The following is a 21,537-nucleotide window of genomic DNA, read 5'->3' on the forward strand; positions in this document are numbered from 1 at the left end:
GCAGGGAGTGAATGAAAATGACAACGATCTCGCTAATCGGCGCAGGCGGCAAGATGGGCAGCCGAATAACAGACAATTTGATGCATTTCGGCTATGGGATGAGCTACTTGGAAAAAAGCGAAGCCGGCATGCGTAACTTGCAGGCGAAAGGCTTGACCGCCGCCGTGAAGGAGGAAACGTTGCCCGGTAGCGACGTGGTCATCCTTGCGGTCCCCGATGTCGCGATCGGGCAAGTGGCGGCGGAGGTCGTGCCGCTCATGAAAAGCGGGGCGATGCTGATTGTACTGGATCCGGCTGCCGCTTACCTCGGCCAACTGCCGGTCCGCCCCGATGTATCATACTATGCCGCTCACCCTTGCCACCCCCCTTTGTTCAACAACGAGACCGATCCCGCGGCCAGAAACGATTATTTCGGCGGTAGGCTGGCGGAGCAGGCGGTCGTTTGCGCGCTGATCCAAGGGCCCGAGGAGCATTATGCGCTGGGGGAGCAAATCGCCAAAGACATGTACGCGCCTGTTATGCGCACCCACCGCATCACGGTGGAGCAGATGGCGATGCTCGAGCCGACGATGGCGGAAACGATCGGCGCGGCCGCCGCTTCGTTCCTTAAGGATGTGATGGATGAGGCGGTTCGGCGCGGCGTTCCGTACGAAGCGGCAAGAGACTTCATGCTCGGGCATTTGCACATCGAGCTGGCGATCGTGTTCGGCGAAGCGGGCAACCCGTTCTCCGACGCCTGCCAGGTCGCGATGGAATACGGGCGTAATTATTGGCTGAAGCCAGGCTGGGAGAAGCTGTTCGAGCCGGATCGCGTACGCGAGCAAATCGATGCCATGCTTCATCCGGCAAAAGGGAGCTTGTAGCCGCGCTGCTTGACCCCGGCTACCGAATACAAAAGAGTTTCACGACTCATTACAAATCATGCGGTGCAGCGATAACAATCACCGTGGAGCGGAGGCGGTTGCGGCATGTGGAAGGTTTGCCTGATCGGCACCGGCTACTGGTCGGAGCATCATTTGAACGCGTGGAGCCGGTTAGAGGGCGTCCAGGTTACGGCGTTATGCAACCGGAGCGCCGACAAGCTCGAACAGCGGGGGCGTCAGTTTCAGATCGGCTCCGATTCGCTTTATACAAATCCGGATGACTTCCTCGCAAGGAAGGACATCGATATCGTCGATATTGTAACCGGCCCGAAGACGCACCCGGACCTGGTTGCCCGGGCGGCGAAGGCTGGCAAGCACATCCTGTGTCAGAAGCCGTTCGCCGAAACGTTGGAGGAAGCTGAGGAAATGGTGCGGATTGCAGCCGACTGCGGAGTTCGCTTAATGGTGACCGAAAACTGGCGATGGCTGCAGCCGTACCAGCGGATCAAACGTTTTTTGGAGGAGGGAGCGCTCGGCCGTCTCCATGTTGCCCGGTATATTCATACCGACTATTACACCCCGAGAATGGCACCGGGCGTTGAGCTGCCTCAGCCGTTCTTCCGCGAAATGCCTCGGCTGCTGTTTTACGAGATGGGGGCCCATTGGTTCGATACGATACGCTTTTTATTCGGCGAACCGAAGCGGCTGTACGCGGAGCTGTTGCGGATCAGCCCGCATATCGCCGGAGAGGACACGGGACTGATTACGCTTGGTTATGATGATTTCTACACCGTTATGGATATGAGCTGGGCAACGCGCCGGGAACTGGCCGCGCCTCCCGGCATCAACGTACAGGCGGAGCATCGGGAGCAATTGATCATCGAAGGAGAAAGGGGCACATTGAAGCTGATGACGAACGGTGATATCACGTGGGTCGACAACGCCGGCGTGGAACAGGTTCGGGTCGCCGGCACTAAGTTCGATCATGCGGAAAGCCATTACCGGCTGCAAGGCCATTTCATGGAATGCTTGAATAACGGGCTTCCCTTCCAGACAAGCGGCGAAGACAACCTGAAGACGATGAGATTGATGTTTGCGACGTATACAAGCGCGGAACGGCACGAGGCGGTTCATTTTACCTAGACAGAGCCAATACCCACAATATGGAGGATGACCGGTATGATGCCCATTCATTCGAAGCCTTCGTTACTGCTAAAGGAAAGAGCTTATCAGTACATTCGCGAAGCGATCTTGAAGGAAACGTTTTTGCCAGGGGAGATTTTGTCGGAACGACGTCTCATCGACTGCCTGGGCATGAGCAAAACGCCAATCAAGTCGGCGCTGGACAGACTGGAGGTTGAAGGTTTTGTGCGGGTGGCCTCCAAGCAGGGCATCGTCGTGAATGAGCTGTCGGTCGAGAAGGCGCGGGACATTTTTGAGCTTCGGATGGCTTTGGAGCTTTTCGTGTGCGAGCTTGTTTCGGGGCGGCTGAAGAAGGGCGAGATCGCGTTGATTGAGCAAAACCTAGAGCTGCAGCGGCGGGCCGTCGCCGCCGAAGACGACCTGGCCTTTACGGAAGCGGATTCCGAATTCCACATTTTGCTGGTACGGTTTTCCGGCAACGCCGAGATTCATTCGGTCATGACGATGTATCAAGCCCATCTGTACAGGTCCGTCATCAAAGTCATTCGGCGCGTGCCGAACCGGATGGAAGCGGCCTATTTGGATCACTGGCAAATGTTCAAATCGCTCGTCGAGGGCGATGTTGAGCATGCCAAACGTTTGGTCCGGGATCATCTTCATTTCGGCAGAGCCATTTTGACAGACTGACGGCGTCGCGGCATCGCAAATAAAGCCGACGGGCAACGCAGAATTACAATGATACCCATGAAATATACCATGCGGATTCGGAGGAGAGTTGGAATGGTTGTTGCACTGGATTGGGAAGTAAGCTGGAGGGATTCCTCAGACGGAGAGCCAAGTCGCTGGGTGCCCGCCGCGGTACCGGGGGCCGTTCAACTGGATTGGGCCAGGGCGGAAGGGTGGGACGATCACACTTATGGCGAGAACTGGCGTCAGTACGAGTGGATGGAGGACCGATACTGGACATATCGGGCCCGGCTTCGCGCTCCGGCCTTGACAAGCGGCGAACGGTTGTATTTCGCGTCCAAAGGAATCGACTACAGCTTCACGATTAGGCTGGACGGAACCGAGCTGCTGCGGCAGGAAGGCATGTTTACGCCTGTCGAGCTTGATGTTACGGAGAGCATCCGCGAAGGATCGTTGTTGGAAATCATGATCGAGCCTGCCCCGAAGCGGGCGGATGCTCCCAAGAGCAGATCGCAGGCGGACCATTCGTGCAAGCCGGCCGTCAGCTACGGGTGGGATTGGCATCCCCGGCTCATCCCGCTCGGAATATGGGAGGAGACGTATTTAATCGTCCGGCCCGCCGTCCATGTCGCCTCGTCCGAAGTAAGGTATGAGCTGAACGAATCGTTGGATCGGGCGGAACTGCAGCTTGTCGTCCGCTTCAACGACGCGCCGGCGGGCGAGATTGTTTGGAGTTTGAAAGGGCCAGCAGGCGAGCCAATATTCGAGCTGCCTCTGACCGTGACGGATAAATGCCATACATTCGAGTCGATGATCGACAGCCCGCAGCTGTGGTGGCCCCACGATCACGGCGGACAGCCGCTGTATATGTCCGAGGTTCGCTATACGCCGCAAGAAGGCAAGCGTTCGGTCTCCGAAGCGGAAAGCCACCGTCAACGAATCGGTTTTCGCCGCGTGAAGCTGGTCGTGCATGAAGACGGATGGAAAGAGCCGTCCCAGTTTCCGAAAAGCCGCAGTCTTCCTCCCATTACGATGGAGATCAACGGCAGAGTTATATTTTGTAAAGGGACAAACTGGGTCAACCCGAGCATTTTCCCAGGCACGATTACAGCGGCGGACTACGGAACGCTGCTGAAGCTGGCGAAGGAAGCGAATATGAACCTGCTGCGCATATGGGGAGGAGGCATCGTCAACAAGCAGTCGTTTTTCGAGCAATGCAACGAGCTGGGTTTGATGGTATGGCAGGAGTTTCCGTTAGCCTGCAATTTGTATCCGGACTCGCAGGAATACTTGAAGGTGCTGGATCAAGAATCCCGCTCGATCATCATACGGCTGCGCCGGCATCCTTCTGTTGTGCTGTGGTGCGGCGGCAACGAGCTGTTCAACGCATGGTCGAAAATGACGGATCAATCGCTGCCTCTTCGCCTGCTTAATGCGAATTGCTACGAGCTCGACGCGAAAACGCCGTTTTTGATGACGTCGCCGATCGAAGGGATGGGCCACGGCCATTATATGTTCCGGTACCGGACGGGTGAAGACGTGCTCGAAGCGATGCCCCGAGCGCAAAATACGGCTTACACCGAGTTCGGGGTCCCTTCGCCTTCATCGGTAGAGCAGCTGAAAAGCTTCATCCCGCCCGAGGAGCTGTTTCCTCCGAAGCCGGGAACGGCTTGGGAAAGCCACCACGCTTTTCATGCGCTGTCGCCGGAAATGTGGCTGATGGAGGATCAGCTGGAGCATTACTTCGGCCCTTACGAGTCGCTGGAGCAGCTTGTCGAGAACGGTCAGCTGCTGCAATCGGAAGGGTACAAATGCATTTACGAGGAAGCGAGACGGCAAAAGCCGAAATGCTCGATGGCGCTGAACTGGTGTTATAACGAACCGTGGCCGACGGCGGCCAATAACAGTATCATCATGTGGCCGGCGAAGCCGAAGCCCGCTTATTACGCCGTTCAGGCATCGTGCAGACCGGTGTTGGCCAGCGCGCGCATTCCGAAATTCGTATGGAACGCAAAGGAATGGTTCGAAGCGGAGCTATGGCTGCTGAACGACAGCCCGAATGCCTTGGAGGCCGGCCGGATGGAGGCGTACGTCACGATCGGTTCCGGCGAGCGGAGGCTGCTGCTGACCTGGGATTATGCGGATGCAAAGCCCAATGAGAACCTAAGGGGGCCGACGGCGAGATACAAGCTGCCGGGTACGGCCGGCGAACGAATCAAGCTGGAGCTGGTCGTTGACGGCAAACCGGAATGGAGCTCGGCATATACCATATTGTACCGCAACGGCTCGGCTCCTGCGGCACCCAAGCGCAATACGCTGAATTTCCAATAAGGCTGTATAAGAGAATGCGATCTGCTTGCTTTACAGGCGGCATTATGACTTGAGGAGGGAATTAGACGATGAAATATCGAATCGTCATCACGGAACAAGCCCGCGAAGCGGTTGAAGGGTTAAGCTTCAGGCAGCTGTTAAATCAGGTGTGCTGTCCGACATATGGCCGAATCGGCGAACAACGCCTCGAGGAGTTCGGTGCGATGTTTTTCCACCCGATGGAACGCGAGAAGCTGGAAACCGTCATCCGGCAGTTTCAAGCTTGCTGTACGATTCCGCCGCTCATCGTAAGCGATTTGGAATGCGGGCCCGGGAACATGATACTAGGAGCGACCAAGTTCCCGTATATGATGGGATTAAGCCAGACCAACTCCGAGGAGCTTGCGTACGAGGTCGGTAAAATTGCGGCCATGGAGGCGGGAGAGCTCGGGTATAATTGGACATTTTCGCCTGTCGCTGACTTGGCGGACGATCCGGACAGCCCCGTAGTCGGCATGCGTAGTCCGGGGGTAAAGCCGGAGCACGCGATTAAAATGGCGGGAGCTTACTTGCAAGGGCTCCAGGATCACGGCATGATCGGGACGATTAAGCATTTTCCCGGCGACGGATGGTCGTCGCTCGACCACCACTTAACGACACCGGTTATCCGTCTCGGCGCTGACGCTTGGAGAAGCGGGCCGGGTCGCGTCTTCCGGGAGCTGATCGAGCGCGGGGCCATCACGGTCATGCCGGGCCACATCGCGCTGCCTGCCTTCGACGAGCCCGATGAACGCGGCTTGTACCCGCCCGCCACCGTGTCCCGCAGATTGCTTTTCGATTTGCTGCGGGGCGAGCTGGGCTTCGAAGGGCTGATCGTATCGGATGCGGTCGAGATGGGCGGGGCCGTTGGGTTCATGAACTACTACGACCTTTGCGCCGATGCCTTGGAGAATGGCTGCGACATGCTGTTGTTTCCACGGATGGACGAGCGCTTCTACAGGGAAATGGAGCAGCGGCTGAATAGCGGCAGACTGTCGATGATTACGCTGAGGGAGCGTGCAAGTCGAATCGTGGCGCTGAAGGAGCAGTTCGGGCTATACCGTAGCGAGCCGCCCCATGCTAGGACCAAACCAGTGCCGTTCAACCGAATGGCGTCCGAGCAAGTCGCCGAACGGGTTGTGGACGAGAGCATTACGTTGGTACGGGATCGGCAAGGCCTCTTGCCGTTTCCGATTCGAAACGAAACGAAGGTGCTCCACGTCGTCATTATGAACAATCACGACCGGTACGGCGAGTTGCTGGAACGGATGAAACGGGAGATTGGACGTTATACCGATAGGGTCGATCAATGGGTTGATCCCGGTCCCGACAGATTGTTCCAAGCGGCGGCGGACCAAACGTACGACTTGATTATATGCTCGATCGGAAGCCGCCTCAGCTACGGGCTTAATGTCGTTCGTCTGCATGACGAGGTGGCCCGCAACATGATGGGCGGCTGGACGAAGCTGGCGACGCCTATCCTATTCGTCGCGCATTACCATCCGTTCGTACATAAGGAATATGAAGCTTCCATCGACACGATCATTAATACGTACGGGGACATCGAATACACGGCCGGCCGTCTGCTGCAGGCGGTCACGGGGGAGCGCCCGATCAAGCGCGAGCTGTACGCCCATGATTGATATTAGTTAATATTGGGCAACGAACGCAATAATGTCCCGTATCGAGGCGATATCATGCCGAGCTATAATCAAAGTAGTAAGGCAGTCAAACAAAACATACAGAAAAGAGGGGACGGTATGAAAGCTGGAAAAGTAAGCACATTGGCTCTCGCTTCGGTATTAACGGCAGGGCTTGTGCTAGGCGGATGCTCAAATAACGGGACGGCAGAGGCGGACAAGCAGTCAGGCACGACTCAGGTGAAGCCGGAGGACCCGTTTGGCAAGTACGACCCGCCGATCGAAGTGTCAACTGTGCGATCGGTCAATCAAGGGTTTAAATACAAAGATGGCGATACGATCGACAACAACATTTGGACGAAAATTTTTATGGACCAGTACGGCATCAAGGTTAAAAACCTGTGGGTCGTTGACGACTCGCAATACCGGCAAAAACTCAATATATCGATCGCATCTGGCGACATCCCGGATTTTATGCTGGTGAACAAAGAAGAGATGATGCGGATGCACGAAGCGGAGCAGCTTGAGGATCTCACGAAAATACTTGAGCAAAATGCGAGTCCGTATTTGAAAGAGCTTCTCAACCAGGATAACGGTACTGCACTGAAAGCGGCAACGTTCGGCGGCAAGCTGGTCGGCATTCCGCAGATGCAGGTCAACGGCGGAGTCAGTACGGGCGCCATGCTGTACGTTCGAGCGGACTGGATGAAAAAACTGAATTTGCCCGAGCCGAAAACGATGGAAGATGTGTTCCGAATCGCCATAGCTTTCGCCAAAAACGATCCCGACGGCAATGGCAAGGCGGATACGGTCGGATTTGGTTTGAACAAGGATTTGTTCCAGGGACATGGCAACGTTACCGGACTTATGAACGGCTATAAGGCATATCCGAATATGTGGCTGAAGGATAGCGCCGGCAAGCTTGTGTACGGCTCGATATTACCGGAAGTCAAGACGGCGTTGGAGAAGCTGCGCGAGCTGTACGCGAACGGAGCAATCGATCAGGAGTTTTCCGTGAAACCGGCATCCAAGCTGGCGGAAGAAGTGGCGTCGGGCCGCCTGGGCTTTGCATACGGGAATGTATCCGACGGCGGCTTCATTCAGAAGCTGAACGTTGAGAAAGACCCGAGCGCGGAATGGAGCATGTACCCGATCACTTCGGTTGACGGCAAGCCGGCTCATCCGCAGTTGAACGATACGGCGGGTAACTTCTATGTTGTCAAGAAGGGTGCAAAGCACCCGGAAGCCATGGTGAGGCTGGCGAACATTTACTTGAAGCATTATTACGAGACGAATTATGCCCCAGACCCGAACCCGTTCATCTCCCAAGCCGACGGCGTATACCCGGGCAAATATCAGCCCGTCACGATCGACCCGTTGAACGTCAACCTGGAGGCGTTCCGCCTGGTCCAGAAAGCTTTGGCCGACGGAGACGGCAGCAAGCTCGGCTTTCCGGCAAACGTCCATTACGACAGATTGACGAAATATGCACAGGGTGACAAGACGATGTGGTTTTCTACAGCGGTATTCGGAGCGAAAGGCTCGTATAGCGTTATCGATTATTACGACAAAAACAAGCTGGGTATTTACAACGAGTTTCAGGGCGCGGCTACGCCCGCGATGTCGGAGAAGATGTCCTCGCTTCGTAAAATGCAGGACGAAATATTTACGAAAATCATTATGGGACAATCGCCGGTCAGTGATTTCGATACCTTCGTCAAGGATTGGAAGCGTCTCGGCGGCGATCAAATTACAGAAGAAGTGAACAAGTGGTATTCCCAACAATGAGGACTATATGAACGGTCCATCAAGGCGAGCTTGCTCGCCTTCTTCCATCTTGAACAGCAGGAGGGGAACCGAGTGTTCAAAAAAATGAAAAAGATGGAGCTGCCGCTCCATCTGATGCTCATTCCTGGTCTTATTCTCATATTTATCTTCAGTTACATCCCGATGGTCGGGGTAGTGATCGCCTTCCAGAAATTTATTCCGTCGAAAGGGCTATTCGGCTCCAAATGGGTCGGGCTGGACAATTTCCGCTACATGATCGAGTTGCCGGATTTTTTTCAAATTTTGTGGAACACCATTTTTATCGCATTGATGAAAATCATCGTCGGATTAATCGTGCCCGTCGTCATTTCGATCCTGTTGAACGAAGTTCGCAAGAATGCGTTCAAACGGTCGATTCAAACGCTGATCTATTTACCGCATTTTTTGTCTTGGGTTATTCTCAGTGGCATTTTGATCGATATCTTGTCTCCGAATCAAGGGATTGTCAACGGCATTTTGCAATCGTTCGGCGCTAAGCCGATCTTTTTCCTGGGAGACAACAGCTGGTTTCCATATACGCTAGTCCTATCCAACGAGTGGAAGGAGTTCGGCTTCAGCACGATCGTTTATTTGGCTGCGATTGTCGGCATTAATCCGGCGCTGTATGAAGCGGCGGTCATGGACGGAGCGAACCGCTGGAAGCAGATCTGGCATATTACGCTTCCCGGAATGACCCCGATTATTGTTCTGATGGCAACGCTTAGCATCGGCAGCATTCTGAATGCCGGATTCGATCAGGTATTTAACCTGTATAGCCCTGTCGTATACAAAAGTGGCGACATTATTGACACATTCGTATACCGAACCGGGATCGTGGAAGCCCAATACGGGCTTGCAACGGCCGTCGGCCTGCTGAAGTCGGTCGTCTCGTTGATGCTTATTTCGGTTTCGTACTTCATGGCGTACCGTTTCGCCAACTACCGTATTTTTTAAGGAGGGGTGCCAAATGCTGGGTAGATCGTCGTGGTCCTACCGGATGTTTCAAGTATTCAACTACAGCTTTCTGACCGTGCTGTCCCTTCTGTGCGTCATGCCGCTTGTCCATTTGTTTGCGGTTTCGCTAAGCTCCAATGCGAGCGCCGCAGCCGGCGAAGTTTTTTTGTGGCCGGTCGATGTTACACTAAAATCGTATGAGTTCGTGCTGGGGCAATCCGCCTTCATCCAATCGATGTTCGTGACGCTGCAAAGGGTCGCGCTGGGCGTCTCGCTCAATATGCTCATTACAATTCTGGTCGCTTATCCGCTGTCGAAAGAAGCGAACGTATTGACCGGACGAACCGTTTATGTGTGGGTTTTCGTATTTACCATGCTGTTCGGCGGCGGTATTATCCCGCTTTATATGACGATGCGCATGCTGGGTCTCCTCGATTCGTTAGGGGCACTTGTACTGCATTCCGCCGTGCCGGTGTTCAACATCGTCATTTTGCTGAACTTTTTCCGCAATTTGCCGAAAGAGCTGGAGGATGCGGCATTGATCGACGGCGCTGGCCATTGGCGAATTCTGTGGAACATTTACGTTCCGCTTTCGTCGGCTTCGATCGCGACCGTCACGCTGTTCTCGATCGTCGGGCATTGGAACTCGTGGTTTGACGGCATTTTGTTCATGAACTCCCCGGATCATTATCCGTTGCAAAGCTATTTATACACCGTCGTATCCGGCATGCAGGCGGCGATTAACAGTTCGACAGATCTTGAACTGCTGCTGCTCGTCTCCGATCGGACGGCCAAAGCCGCTCAACTGTTCGTAGGCGCGCTTCCGGTGCTTCTTGTATATCCGTTCCTTCAGCGGCACTTTACGAAAGGCATCGTGCTCGGCAGTGTAAAAGGGTAGGCTGCCGGAGCCGCAAGCCTGGAGAAGCGCTTTACATGGCGGAGGATATCGAGCATGATAGGTGCAAGGGCAATGCATTCGGATAGCGAAGGAGCACTTGCATGCGGTCCAACTGGAAAGTAAAGCGCTTTTCCATATTTAATAAGCTTGTACTGGCTTTTCTGGTGGTCATCTCACCGTTGTATTTACTCGGTATGTTCATGAATGAGAAAGGCGCGCAAATGATTCACGACGGCGTGTTTCAGTCCCAGAAGCAGAAAGTCGAGTTTTACTTGACATCGCTGGAAACTGAGATCGAACGGATGATCGTGTTGCAGCGGCATTTTATGAACGATACTGATTTGCAGACGCTTTCCACGATCGTGGACCGTTTGACCGTATACGAACGGCTGGCAGCGATGAACCGGCTTCAGGAGCGGCTGCGGCTGATCAAGGAATCGAGTCCTTATATTGCGCAGGCGAAGGCGTACATTCCGTCTGTATCCCGGATCGTTTCCTCAGGCGATACCGTCGATCGGTTGGACCCGGAGCATCTGGAACAGTTGAAAAGCGAAGCGCTTCGGTTCGAGCCTCCGTTCGTCATGAGCGGGGACAAGCTGGCCATCCGGGATTATTACCCGAATCCTTACAATTTGGATAAGCGGAATCCGGCATTCGTTCTGGAGCTCGAGGTTTCGCTGCCGGCCATCATGCAATATTTGCGCCAGCTGCCCGGGTACGACAGCGGTGGCGCCGCCCTAATAAACAGCGACACGATCATCGTCAATGAAAACGTGAAAGCGTCGTTCGACGAGATTCGGGTGCAGTTGAACGAGGTGTTGGCTGCAGCGGCTGCCGGTACGGGCATCGACGGGCAAAAGGTAAGTACGGCAAGACTTTTTACTCCAGGCGGCGATGTGTTTTTGACCGTGTTTATTCGCTCGGCGAAGTTGAACTCCTCCTTGATCGTTTATGTCCCAGAAAGCGAAGTGCTCGGACCCATTCGGAAGTACCGAAGCTATATGTGGCTCATTTCCGGGTTATCGGCGGTCGTGATTGTCGTATTCGCCTATTGGATATACCGGGTCATTCACCGGCCGTTGAGAAAGCTGGTACGTGCCTTCCTGCGTGTGGAGACAGGAGTGATGCGCGTGGACATCAAGCATGGAAGCAATGACGAATTCCGGTATTTGTACGAAAAATTCAATCATATGGTCGAACATCTGAACATGCTTATCTACGAAACGTACGAGCAGAAAATTCATTTGCAGCAAGCGGAGCTGAAGCAGCTTCAATCGCAAATCAATCCGCATTTCTTGTATAACAGCTTTTATCTTTTGTATCGGATGACGAAGGCGCACGACTACGACAATGCGACCCGCTTTACGCAATTTCTGGGCGATTATTACCAATATATCACGCGGAACGGAAAGGAAGAAGTTCGGCTGGAGGAAGAGCTCGGCCACGTCAAAGCTTATATCGAAATTCAATCGATCCGCTTTCATGACCGCATTCAAGTAGAGATGCTGCCGGTCGCCGAGAGGTTCTGTCAAGCGATCGTCCCCCGGCTAATCCTTCAACCGATTATCGAAAATGCTTACCAGCACGGCTTCGATTATGACGGCGACGATTGCCGGCTTTATATTGAGGTGAACGAAAACAGGTCGCCCGTAGGAATGCCGCTGCTGACGATCGTCGTACGGGATAACGGTCAAGGAATGACAGAGGAACAGCTGGCGAAGTGGAACCGGGCTCTAGCAAACGAACGCCATACCGAGGAAGTGACCGGCATGATGAACGTTCACCGGCGCCTCCGGTTGAAATACGGCGAAAATGCGGGACTACGGCTGGATCGGGGAGAAGCAAGCGGATTGATTGTACAAATCGACATCCCGTTCTGGACAGCCGAAAGCGGCGAACACGTCGGGTCTCAAGAGAAAGGAGAGATTTAATGTGATCTTGCGTATGCTTATCGTGGATGACGAGCCGCTCGCAGTCCATTATTTGGTGGAAACGCTCGAGAAATATCCGCAGCTGCAACTCGACATCACGAAAGCATATTCAGGCAAAGAAGCATTGGCCAAAGCGACCGAAAGCAAGGTCGACCTTCTGCTGTCCGACATTCGCATGCCCGGCATGAACGGAATGGAGCTGGCTGACCGGATGCTTGAGCGATGGCCCCGCTGTAAAGTGATTTTTTTGACCGGCTACAACGATTTCCATTATGTGCAATCCGCGATGCGCAAAGGCGGCGTCGATTACGTGCTGAAGACCGAAGGAGATGAAACGATCTTGCGTGCGATCGAAAAAGCGATCGCCGATATACGGGCCGAGGTGGACGAAGAGGAGGTGCTGTTGAAGGCAAAACAGCAATATTCGCTCGCCTTGCCGTCACTTCGCCGGGACTATTTGACCGAAATTTTGCGGGGTGAGGAGGAAAGCCGCGCGGTCCGTATTAGCTGGTTCCGCAAGCTCGAAATCGATGCTGACCCGGAGCGGCCGGTGCTTGCGGCTCTTGGGAAAATCGACGAATGGGGCACATTCGGCGCCCCAGAGGACCGGGCCCTGCTGTTCTATTCGATTCACAATATCGCGGAGGAATATTTCAGGCCGATCGTTCGTTTCGTATCGTTCCAGTACGACCGTACCCGGATCGTATGGCTCATACAGCCGCGCGCGGAACACACTTATGAAGAAGCAGGACGGACATTGAGCAGTTGCGCGGAGCTCGTCCAGATGTCGTGCTCGCGGCTTCTCAAAGTGCCAATTTCAATCGCGATCGCGGCTGGTCCGTCCGCATGGGGCGAGTTAGGAGAGCGCATCGAAGCGCTGAAGCTGCTGCTTGCGTTCAAGATGGGCGCGGGACAGGAGCTCATCATTACCGAACCGGACGTGGCTGTGGATTCTCCGAAGCGCTCCAGCCAATCCTTGCTGGAAATCGGCCGTTTGCGCTCGGCGCTTTATAAGCTCGATTTGCTCGAATCCTACATGGATAACGGGAAAAAGGAGTCTTATCTGCAGCTATTCTGTGAGCTGTTCGCCTTCGATGAGCAATTAATTGCGAAAACGGAAGGCAAGTGGCTTGGCTTGGAGCTGTTTTCCCGCTTATCGGCTTTTTTCCTTGCTTATCTGAACCGAAGGGAACTGCTCGCTATCGATGCGCTCGGTTCCGCTGTCCAGACGGAAAAGCTGACAAGCCCGGATCAGCACGCAAGCTTGCAAGATATGATCCGTTATTTTGGCGAGCTCGGCGTGAAGGTGGCCGAATACAACCTCAAAAATCAGACGGAACGTACGAACGACATCATCGGGCAAGTCAACGGCTATATTCATCAGTTTTTGCATGAGGAGCTTACGCTGACCCGGCTGGCCGAGTTCGTTTATTTAAGTCCCCCGTATTTGTCAAGAATGTACAAGCAGATGACGGGGCAGGGGCTGTTGGAATATATTAACGAAACGCGAATCAACAAGGCGAAGCTGCTGCTGAAGACGACAAACAAGAAAATTCATGAAATCGCTGCAGAGGTTGGCCTAGAATCGGCGGCCTATTTCACCCGGCTTTTCCGCAAGAAAACGGGAGAAACGCCACAGGAATACCGGGATAGCGGCAAAGGTTCGTAAATCGAGGCCGCTATCGGATGGGTGGTTTAATCATGATACGCAGGCTGTCGGTTTAATGCGATTGTGTTAGTCAAAAGTTACTAAATATATTCAATAACATCTTTAAATCGTTCAATCATAATCGTCCCGATCCAGGATATGATCGTTGTAGATCAACTAATTAAGCTTACAACATCTTATCGGTAAAGGGGGGATTTTTTCGTCGTTTGGCGGCCATTCATTTTATATCAAGGAGGGATTTTTTTGTTAAGAAAGAAGGTTTCTGGTACGGTGGCTGTATGCTTGCTTGCAATGGGCGTTGTCACTTCGGGAAGCTTGCCGGGAGCATCTGCGCCAAAAGCGTATGCGAATACAGGAACAGTCGCTTTATCGGTCAATGCCGGTAATGAGGTTGCGCCGATGAGCGAGCTGATGCGCGGGACGAACATCGGAATATGGACGCACAGTTCCTTCAATCCGGTGAACAATTGGACGGACCGTTACGTAAACTTGATCAAGGGAGCCGGCATTTCCATGATCCGATTCCCGGCCGGGGGCGAGGCTGATATTTCATACTTCGACCGCACGAACAGTTATGATTGGTATGTAGGACCTGCTCCTTACACAAGGACGTTGCGCGCCGATCATCTGGACAGCATAGCCGCATTGGCCCAAGAGGTAGGAGCCGAGCCGATGATCACGGTTAACCTCAGAATCAACAATAAGGAAATGGCAGCGGATATCGTCCGGTATGCCAATGTTGAGAAAGGCTACAATATCAAATATTGGGAACTGGGAAATGAGCCGGAATATTTCGGCGCTCCGTATAACTTAACACCCCAGCAGGTTGCGGTCAGAGCGATGGAATACATGGATGCTATGCGGGCTGTGGATCCTTCCATTCAATTTATCGGGGCGGCGAGCGGCACAAGCTTGAAAGCAACATGGACGAAGCCGATTATGACCGAAATGCATCAAAACAACAAGCCGTACGACGCGATTTCCGTTCACTGGTATCCGCTTGCCGGCACGCAGACGAATCCCAATTCGTCCGCTTATCCGAGCATTACGAATTTGCTGAAATACGAAGGAACGAACTGGCAGCCGTCGTATATAAATTGGGTCGGAAAATTTATGGAGACGGACCAGGAAAATCTTGTCCAGTACCGGAATACATACGCGCCAGGCGCGTTAATCGGGTTAACGGAGCTGGGGCAAGTAACGGGCGGCAGCGAAGGCGCCGGCGTCGGGGACACGTTAGCCGGGGCGTTATGGCAAGCGGACGTACTAGGCAGGCTCGCGTATCATCATGTCGATTTCGTTACGCAGTTTTTGCTCCAGGGCAATCAGGCCTATGCTTTAATGAATATGAATAAGGAGGTTCGTCCGTCCTATTACGTATACCCGCTGTTGAAGCGATACTTCGGAGATCAATTGGTGCAAACCAGCTCCAGTGACAATCAAAACTTCACGATTTGGGCAACGAAAAAAACAGGCGTAACGAACAAGCTTTACTTGATGGTCATTAATAAAAATCAAACGCAGGATCTCAGCGCTTCGATCCAGCTTGCCAATTTCGTTCCGAACGCATCCGCATCGACTTGGGTGCTTAACGCCCCATCCGTCGATTCTCTAACCGGCGCCAACATAAATGGCGTTCAAGTTGCCGCGGACGGCACGCTGCCTGCGATTTCGGGCAATGTGATAACGGGCGTATCCGGCAACTTTACCCGAACATTCCCGGCTCATTCGATTACGATGCTCGAATTGACAGGCTCGGAAACTCCAGCGGAAAACGACGCTCCCGCACGCTACCTGGCCAAATACGCGAATGGTATAAACGAAAGGAAAGATGCAGGCGCTTATCCGGGCAGCGTAACGAATACTCCCGATGGCTGGGGAAAAATTTGGATGTCCGGGGCAGCCAGTTGGACCGTTAACTTCCCGGAGACGGGCGAGTACGACTATGTTATTCGCGCTTACGGCGAAGGTGCAGCGCCTAATTTTCAGATCAAGGTGGACGGTCAGGCCGTTCCAAACTCATCTGTAAGCCCGGCCGCTTCGTGGAACAACTACAACGGAAGTCTAGGTACGATTACAGCTGGCACCCATACCGTAACCATCCATAACAATAGTGCTGTCAGCGGCAATAACATCGATGTCGCCCATATGGATATTATCGGGGCGGCCCCGGGGACGTTTGCTTTAACGGGGCCTGCCGATCAAGCTGCGCTTGCGTCAACGGCCGTAACGCTGAACTGGACGCAGCAGATTGCCGGGCAGACGTTCGCTCCATTTGGTGCGGACTCCTATACCGTCATCGTTGCCGACAATGCCGCATTTACGCAGCCGATTGTAAATACGATCGTAACCGCAACAACACATCAAGTCAGCCAGCTGCAGCCCAACACGACGTACTATTGGAAAGTGATTGCGAATAATGCGAACGGATCTACGGCTTCGAATGCTGTATTCAGCTTTACAACGCCCTAAGATCCCGCTAAAACCGGAGAGGCAGGCAATTTATGCTGCTTCTCCGGTTTTCTATCATTCCCTACTATTCTACACACAAAAGGAGGAAGAGCGCAGGCGAAACTTTGTAGAGCTGGTCGGGACGCTGCATTGGTCGGAGAGTAAGGATTGCATAGGACATGGGCATTTTCCGGGAAGCCTTGATTGCCCGCATGTGTGGCTGACGGGGAGGACCGCTTTTAATGATACGGCCATGCCAGCGCTTGCGCACATAGGGCGAAACTTCGAAATTTTGTATATCAAAAAGCCAAAAATTATGCACAAATGGCCTTGGCATATATGGTACGCTTCTTTTACGCTGGCGGAATGGTAAGTCTGGAAATAAGCAATCGGAAACAGGAAAGAAGGGAATTTGAATGAAGGACTGGCGAAATATCATTCATGGCAATCTTATTCCGAAGGAAAACTATTGTGATCAGCCTTATGTCGTAGTGACGCCAGACGGCAATTGGGTCTGTGTAATGACCACCGGCAAGGGCGAGGAAGGAGAGCGGGACCAGCATATTGTGGCAACCGTTAGCAAGGACCAAGGCAGGACATGGTCACCGCTCATTGATATTGAGCCTCCTGGTCCCCCCGAGGCATCCTGGGTTACGCCGTTTCTTGCGCCCAGCGGGCGCATTTACGCTTTCTATACGTACAATGCGGCTAACATTGAGCGCGTAGCCGCCAGATACGAATGGGCGGCGAAGCGCGTAGATACACTCGGGGAGTTTGTATTTAAATATTCCGACGATGGAGGTTTTACATGGTCTGACGAGCGGTACACGATCCCGGTGCGCGAATTCCGGATCGATCAGGACAACCCTTACCGCGGCGAGGTTCGTTTCTTCTGGAGCGTATGCAAGCCGATTGTTCATAAAGGGAGCTTGTATATCGGGCTGGCCAAGGTAGGCAGCTTCGGGGACGGTTTTATGGAGTCATCGGAGGGCGCGTTCGTCCGAAGCGATAATTTGCTGATAGAATCCGACCCGTCACTTCTACGATGGGAGACACTTCCGGACGGGGATGTAGGGCTCCGCGCACCGGAAAGCGCGGTAGCCGATGAGCACAATCTGGTCAGTATGCACGATGGCAGTCTCTACTGCACCTATCGGACGACAGAAGGGCACAATTGTCATGCTTACAGCAGGGACGACGGGCGCACCTGGACGCCGCCCGCTCACGCGGTGTATACGCCGGGAGGACGCAAGATCAAGCATCCGCGCGCGGCAAACTTCGTCCGGAAGTTCGGCAATGGCAAATATATTCTATGGTTTCATAACCATGGGAAAAATTGGGCCAGCGAGATGACCCCGGAGAAGATGAGCGAGCCGTACGAGCTGCGCAATCCCGTTTGGTTGGCAGGAGGAGTGGAGCGGAACGGCTTCATCCACTGGTCCCAGCCGGAGCTCATGCTGTATGCGGACGATCCGGCAACGAGGATCAGTTACCCCGATTTCATAGAGGATCAGGGCAAATATTTTATTACAGAAACGCAAAAGACAATTGCCCGAGTCCACGAAATCGACTCCAAGCTGCTGGAGGGCATGTGGAGCCAGGCGGAACGCCGGATCGTCGAAACCAAGGGCTTGGCGCTTGAGCTTTCGGAAGGCGAGTGCGCAGCTGGCGCTGCGGCGGCATGCCCCAAGATTCCGGACCTCCGTGCAGGCGGAGGCTTTACACTCGAGGTTCGTCTGCTTTTAGATAGTCTGAGCCAAGGCCAGATCATTGCGGATTGCAGAGGCTCCGACGGAATCGGTATCGTGCTGTATACAACTGACGCCGGAACGGTGCAGCTTGAGTTAAACGACGGAAGAACCCGCAGCTCCTGGGATTGCGATCCAGGCCTGCTCACGGTTGGTGTGGAGCATCATATTACGGCCATCGTAGACGGCGGGGCCAAAATCATAAGTTTTGTCGTGGATGGGGAGCTGTGCGACGGAGGAACGTATCGTCAGTTCGGCTTTGGCCGCTTCAATCCTTATATGCGCAGCCTGAATGGATCGTCTGCGATTAGGATTGCCGCTAACTTGCAGGGCGCCGTGAAGGCGCTGCGCTTTTACGATCGTTATTTAACCGTTACGGAAGCGGTGGGGAATTATCAGGCCGCTCAGATGGCCGATTAACCAGGCCGTTTGCATGCGGCGGCGGAACCCCGATACCTTGAAGAGCGTTGCAGCCATGGTGTAAAGCGCTCAAATACGAAGCAAGCCCAAGGGACCGCTCCGGCGGTCCTTTTGGCGTTTCCGGCAAGCTCAAAGCTTGCCCGAGCTATCGTTCCTCCGGTTAAACAAGTTATCCATGCATAAGAAAAGTAATGAAATGCTTGTAGTAAAGCGTTTTCCTGAGAAGCTATAATGAGGTCAGAAGTTCAAATAACGAGCTTTCTAGAAGGGGGACTACCATGAGCATCCTATCCATAAGAACAACCCGCTCCATCCTTGCGGGCTGTCTCGCGCTGACGGTCGCCGCAGGCTGCAGCGCCAAAACCGAAGAACAGGCGACGCCGAAACTGTCTGAAGCAGCGGGAAAGGAGCAGAAGGCGGCGGACCCGCAGAACGCCAAATACGATCCACCCATCGAAATAACGACGGCCAAACAAATGTACAATGCCGCGAAGTTCGTGGGCGGGCAGACCAATGACAAAAACGTCTGGACCGATCTGTTTGAAAGGGAGCTGGGGATCAAGCTGAAATACGCTTGGACCACGCCGGAAGGGGCCGACTATAAATCGAAGGTAAATGTCACGATCGCTTCAAACGCTCTGCCGGACTTTATGCAGGTGAACGACAGCCAGCTGGGACAACTGGCGGAGAACGAGCTTATAGCGGACCTGACGGAAGTATACAACAAGTATGCCTCTCCCGATTTGAAAAAGGTGATGGACAATGCGGGTAACGCATTGAAGATGGCGACTTTGAACGGCAAGCTGATGGCGCTTCCGCTGCCGGCTGCTTCGGTCGATCAGGCGCAGCTGGTATGGATTCGGGCAGACTGGCTGAAGAAGCTGAATTTACCGGAGCCCAAAACGATGGCCGATCTGTACGCAATCTCCGAGGCGTTCGCGACAAAGGACCCGGATGACAACGGCAAGGCGGATACGTATGGCATCGCCCTGTACAAGTCGTTTAATACGAATAATGCCAGCTTGATGGGCTTCGTTAACGGGTTCCACGCTTACTATGACCAATGGATCGAGGACAAGTCCGGCAATTTGGTATACAGCTCAATTCAACCGGAGATGAAGGCGGCGCTGCTGAAGCTGAAGGAGATGTATAAGGTCGGGCAGATCGACAAGGAATTTTCCGTTAAAGATCGCACCAAAGCTATACAGGATTTGAGCTCGGGAAAAAACGGGATCAATTTCGCTACCTTCTCAGCGCCAACGACGACGTATCAGGCCGGCTATGATCTCGACCCGAAGACCGATTGGAAGCCGTATCCGCTGCTGTCGGTGGACGGTTCACCCGTCAAAGCGCAAATTACGCCGGATGCGGCAGGTTACTTTGCCGTCAGCAAAGCGTCCAAGCATCCGGAGGCGCTTATTTTGCTGGCAAACAAAGTAATTGAGCAGTACAAAAATATGAAAACCGCGGACGACCCTTATTTTTTCTCGATCAACAACTATCATTTGTATACGGACTTGGGAAGCTTCATTCCGACAACCCGTAATCTGGAGAAGTACAAAGCGATCGACGAAGCGATGAAAAGCAAGCTCAGCGACAAGCTGACCGGCGATCAGCTGACCGACTATAACCATATTCAAAGCTTCCTGAAGGGCGAGTCGCCAAAAATGTGGAGCGTCAACAAAATATATGGGGAAGGCGGAGCGTTCTCGATCAACCAGAGCTATTACGACAAAGGCTTGTACAGCAGGTCGCTGTACTACGGCCCCCCTACTCCGAGCATGATTGAGAAGAAGGCATCGCTCGATACGCTGCAGAGCACGGTTTTCACCAAGATCATTATGGGCAACGATGCGCCCGATGAGTTCGAGAAGTTCGTCAGCGACTGGAGCAAGCTCGGAGGAGAGCAAATTACGAAGGAAGTTAACGAGTGGTACCGGAACAATAAATAAAGCACCTGACAGAGCGTTTTGAACTTAAGCATTAAAAAGAAATGAGGCATGCCCCTCCCGCTAAAAGCGAGCGAAAGCCGGTACTCAAGCGGGAGGTGCCGAAGCCTCTAAGGAGTGCGTGCCATGCTTGCCAAATCAAGAAGCTCTACGCTGCCGCTTCATCTGATGCTGCTGCCCGGCTTGATCCTCGTATTCATTTATCAATACATCCCGATAGGCGGAATCGTGATCGCATTCGAGAAGTTTCAGGCGGCCAAAGGTATCTTCCGCTCGGAGTGGATCGGATGGGAAAATTTCCGCTTTGTGTTTCAGCTGCCCAATTTCACCCAGGTCATTTGGAATACGGTTTATATTTCGTTCATGAAAATCGTCGCCGGGCTCGTTGTGCCGATCGGCGTATCGCTGCTATTAAACGAAATTCGACACGCCTGGTATAAACGGACGGTGCAGACGCTCGTTTATTTACCCCATTTCTTGTCCTGGGTCATTCTGGGCGGGATATTGATCGACGTGTTGTCCCCATCCCATGGTATAGTCAATCAAGCGCTGCAGGGAGTAGGCGCGTCCCCGGTATTCTTTTTGGGAGACAATGACTGGTTTCCGTACGTGCTCGTCGTCTCCAACGAATGGAAGGAATTCGGATTCGCCACGATCGTTTATTTGGCGGCGCTAACGAATATCGATCCGTCTCTGTATGAGGCGGCAGCGCTAGACGGGGCCTCCCGCTTGCGCCAAACCTGGCACGTAACGCTGCCGGGCATGTCGCCAATCATTATTTTGATGGCCACCTTGTCGATGGGACAGGTGCTGAATGCAGGCTTCGAGCAAGTATTTAATCTGTATAATCCCGCTGTATACGAGAGCGGCGACATCATTGACACCTTCGTGTACCGGATCGGCATTTTGGAGGCGCAGTACGGAGTTGCCACCGCGATCGGATTGTTCAAATCGGTCGTTTCCTTCCTTTTTATATCCAGCTCCTACTATTTAGCGTACAGGTTTGCCAACTACCGGATTTTTTGATCG

The 21,537-nt window shown here is 53.5% G+C and carries 14 protein-coding genes; all 14 read left to right on the forward strand.

Features of this window, described 5'->3' with window-relative positions:
* Positions 1-11 precede the first annotated feature (11 nt).
* The 14 genes from BLR08_RS25185 (at position 12) to BLR08_RS25250 (ending at position 21,534) form a co-directional block, all read left to right on the forward strand.
* Positions 12-863: a phosphogluconate dehydrogenase C-terminal domain-containing protein gene (locus BLR08_RS25185; RefSeq protein WP_176835603.1), complete on the forward strand. Its 852-nt coding sequence runs from the start codon at positions 12-14 to the stop codon at positions 861-863.
* A gap of 105 nt (positions 864-968) precedes the next feature.
* Complete coding sequence (locus tag BLR08_RS25190) at positions 969-2,006, forward strand: Gfo/Idh/MocA family protein (RefSeq protein ID WP_072336613.1); 1,038 nt, start codon at positions 969-971, stop codon at positions 2,004-2,006.
* A 36-nt stretch (positions 2,007-2,042) separates the two neighbouring features.
* Positions 2,043-2,693 (forward strand): GntR family transcriptional regulator, encoded by a 651-nt coding sequence (locus BLR08_RS25195; protein WP_176835604.1) that lies wholly within the window; start codon positions 2,043-2,045, stop codon positions 2,691-2,693.
* Positions 2,694-2,786: 93 nt separating this feature from the next.
* On the forward strand, positions 2,787-5,024 hold the full coding sequence (locus BLR08_RS25200; protein WP_072336619.1) for a glycoside hydrolase family 2 protein: 2,238 nt from the start codon (positions 2,787-2,789) through the stop codon (positions 5,022-5,024).
* A gap of 68 nt (positions 5,025-5,092) precedes the next feature.
* Positions 5,093-6,685, forward strand: a complete 1,593-nt coding sequence (locus BLR08_RS25205; protein ID WP_072336624.1) for a glycoside hydrolase family 3 protein — start codon at positions 5,093-5,095, stop codon at positions 6,683-6,685.
* Positions 6,686-6,802: 117 nt separating this feature from the next.
* Positions 6,803-8,470 carry a type 2 periplasmic-binding domain-containing protein gene (locus BLR08_RS25210; RefSeq protein WP_072336626.1) on the forward strand — a complete coding sequence of 556 codons (1,668 nt, stop codon included), beginning with the start codon at positions 6,803-6,805 and terminating at the stop codon, positions 8,468-8,470.
* 84 nt (positions 8,471-8,554) lie between these two features.
* Entirely contained in the window at positions 8,555-9,442 is an 888-nt protein-coding gene (locus tag BLR08_RS25215) for an ABC transporter permease (protein ID WP_072336720.1), read from the forward strand.
* Positions 9,443-9,455: 13 nt separating this feature from the next.
* A complete protein-coding gene (locus tag BLR08_RS25220; protein WP_072336629.1) occupies positions 9,456-10,340 on the forward strand; it encodes a carbohydrate ABC transporter permease in 885 nt (294 codons plus the stop codon).
* Positions 10,341-10,441: 101 nt separating this feature from the next.
* Positions 10,442-12,271 (forward strand): sensor histidine kinase, encoded by a 1,830-nt coding sequence (locus BLR08_RS25225; protein ID WP_072336632.1) that lies wholly within the window; start codon positions 10,442-10,444, stop codon positions 12,269-12,271.
* A 1-nt stretch (position 12,272) separates the two neighbouring features.
* The gene (locus BLR08_RS25230) at positions 12,273-13,940 is read left to right on the forward strand and encodes a response regulator transcription factor (RefSeq protein ID WP_072336635.1); all 1,668 of its coding nucleotides are present in this window, start codon (positions 12,273-12,275) and stop codon (positions 13,938-13,940) included.
* Between the two features lie 243 nt (positions 13,941-14,183).
* Complete coding sequence (locus tag BLR08_RS25235; RefSeq protein WP_090586499.1) at positions 14,184-16,412, forward strand: hypothetical protein; 2,229 nt, start codon at positions 14,184-14,186, stop codon at positions 16,410-16,412.
* A 395-nt stretch (positions 16,413-16,807) separates the two neighbouring features.
* Positions 16,808-18,559 (forward strand): exo-alpha-sialidase, encoded by a 1,752-nt coding sequence (locus BLR08_RS25240; RefSeq protein WP_072336641.1) that lies wholly within the window; start codon positions 16,808-16,810, stop codon positions 18,557-18,559.
* 278 nt (positions 18,560-18,837) lie between these two features.
* Positions 18,838-20,511 (forward strand): extracellular solute-binding protein, encoded by a 1,674-nt coding sequence (locus tag BLR08_RS25245; protein WP_072336644.1) that lies wholly within the window; start codon positions 18,838-18,840, stop codon positions 20,509-20,511.
* Between the two features lie 123 nt (positions 20,512-20,634).
* Entirely contained in the window at positions 20,635-21,534 is a 900-nt protein-coding gene (locus tag BLR08_RS25250; protein WP_072336646.1) for an ABC transporter permease, read from the forward strand.
* Positions 21,535-21,537 lie beyond the last annotated feature (3 nt).

It is taken from the genome of Paenibacillus sp. cl123 (assembly GCF_900101595.1).
GTDB lineage: Bacteria > Bacillota > Bacilli > Paenibacillales > NBRC-103111 > Paenibacillus_G.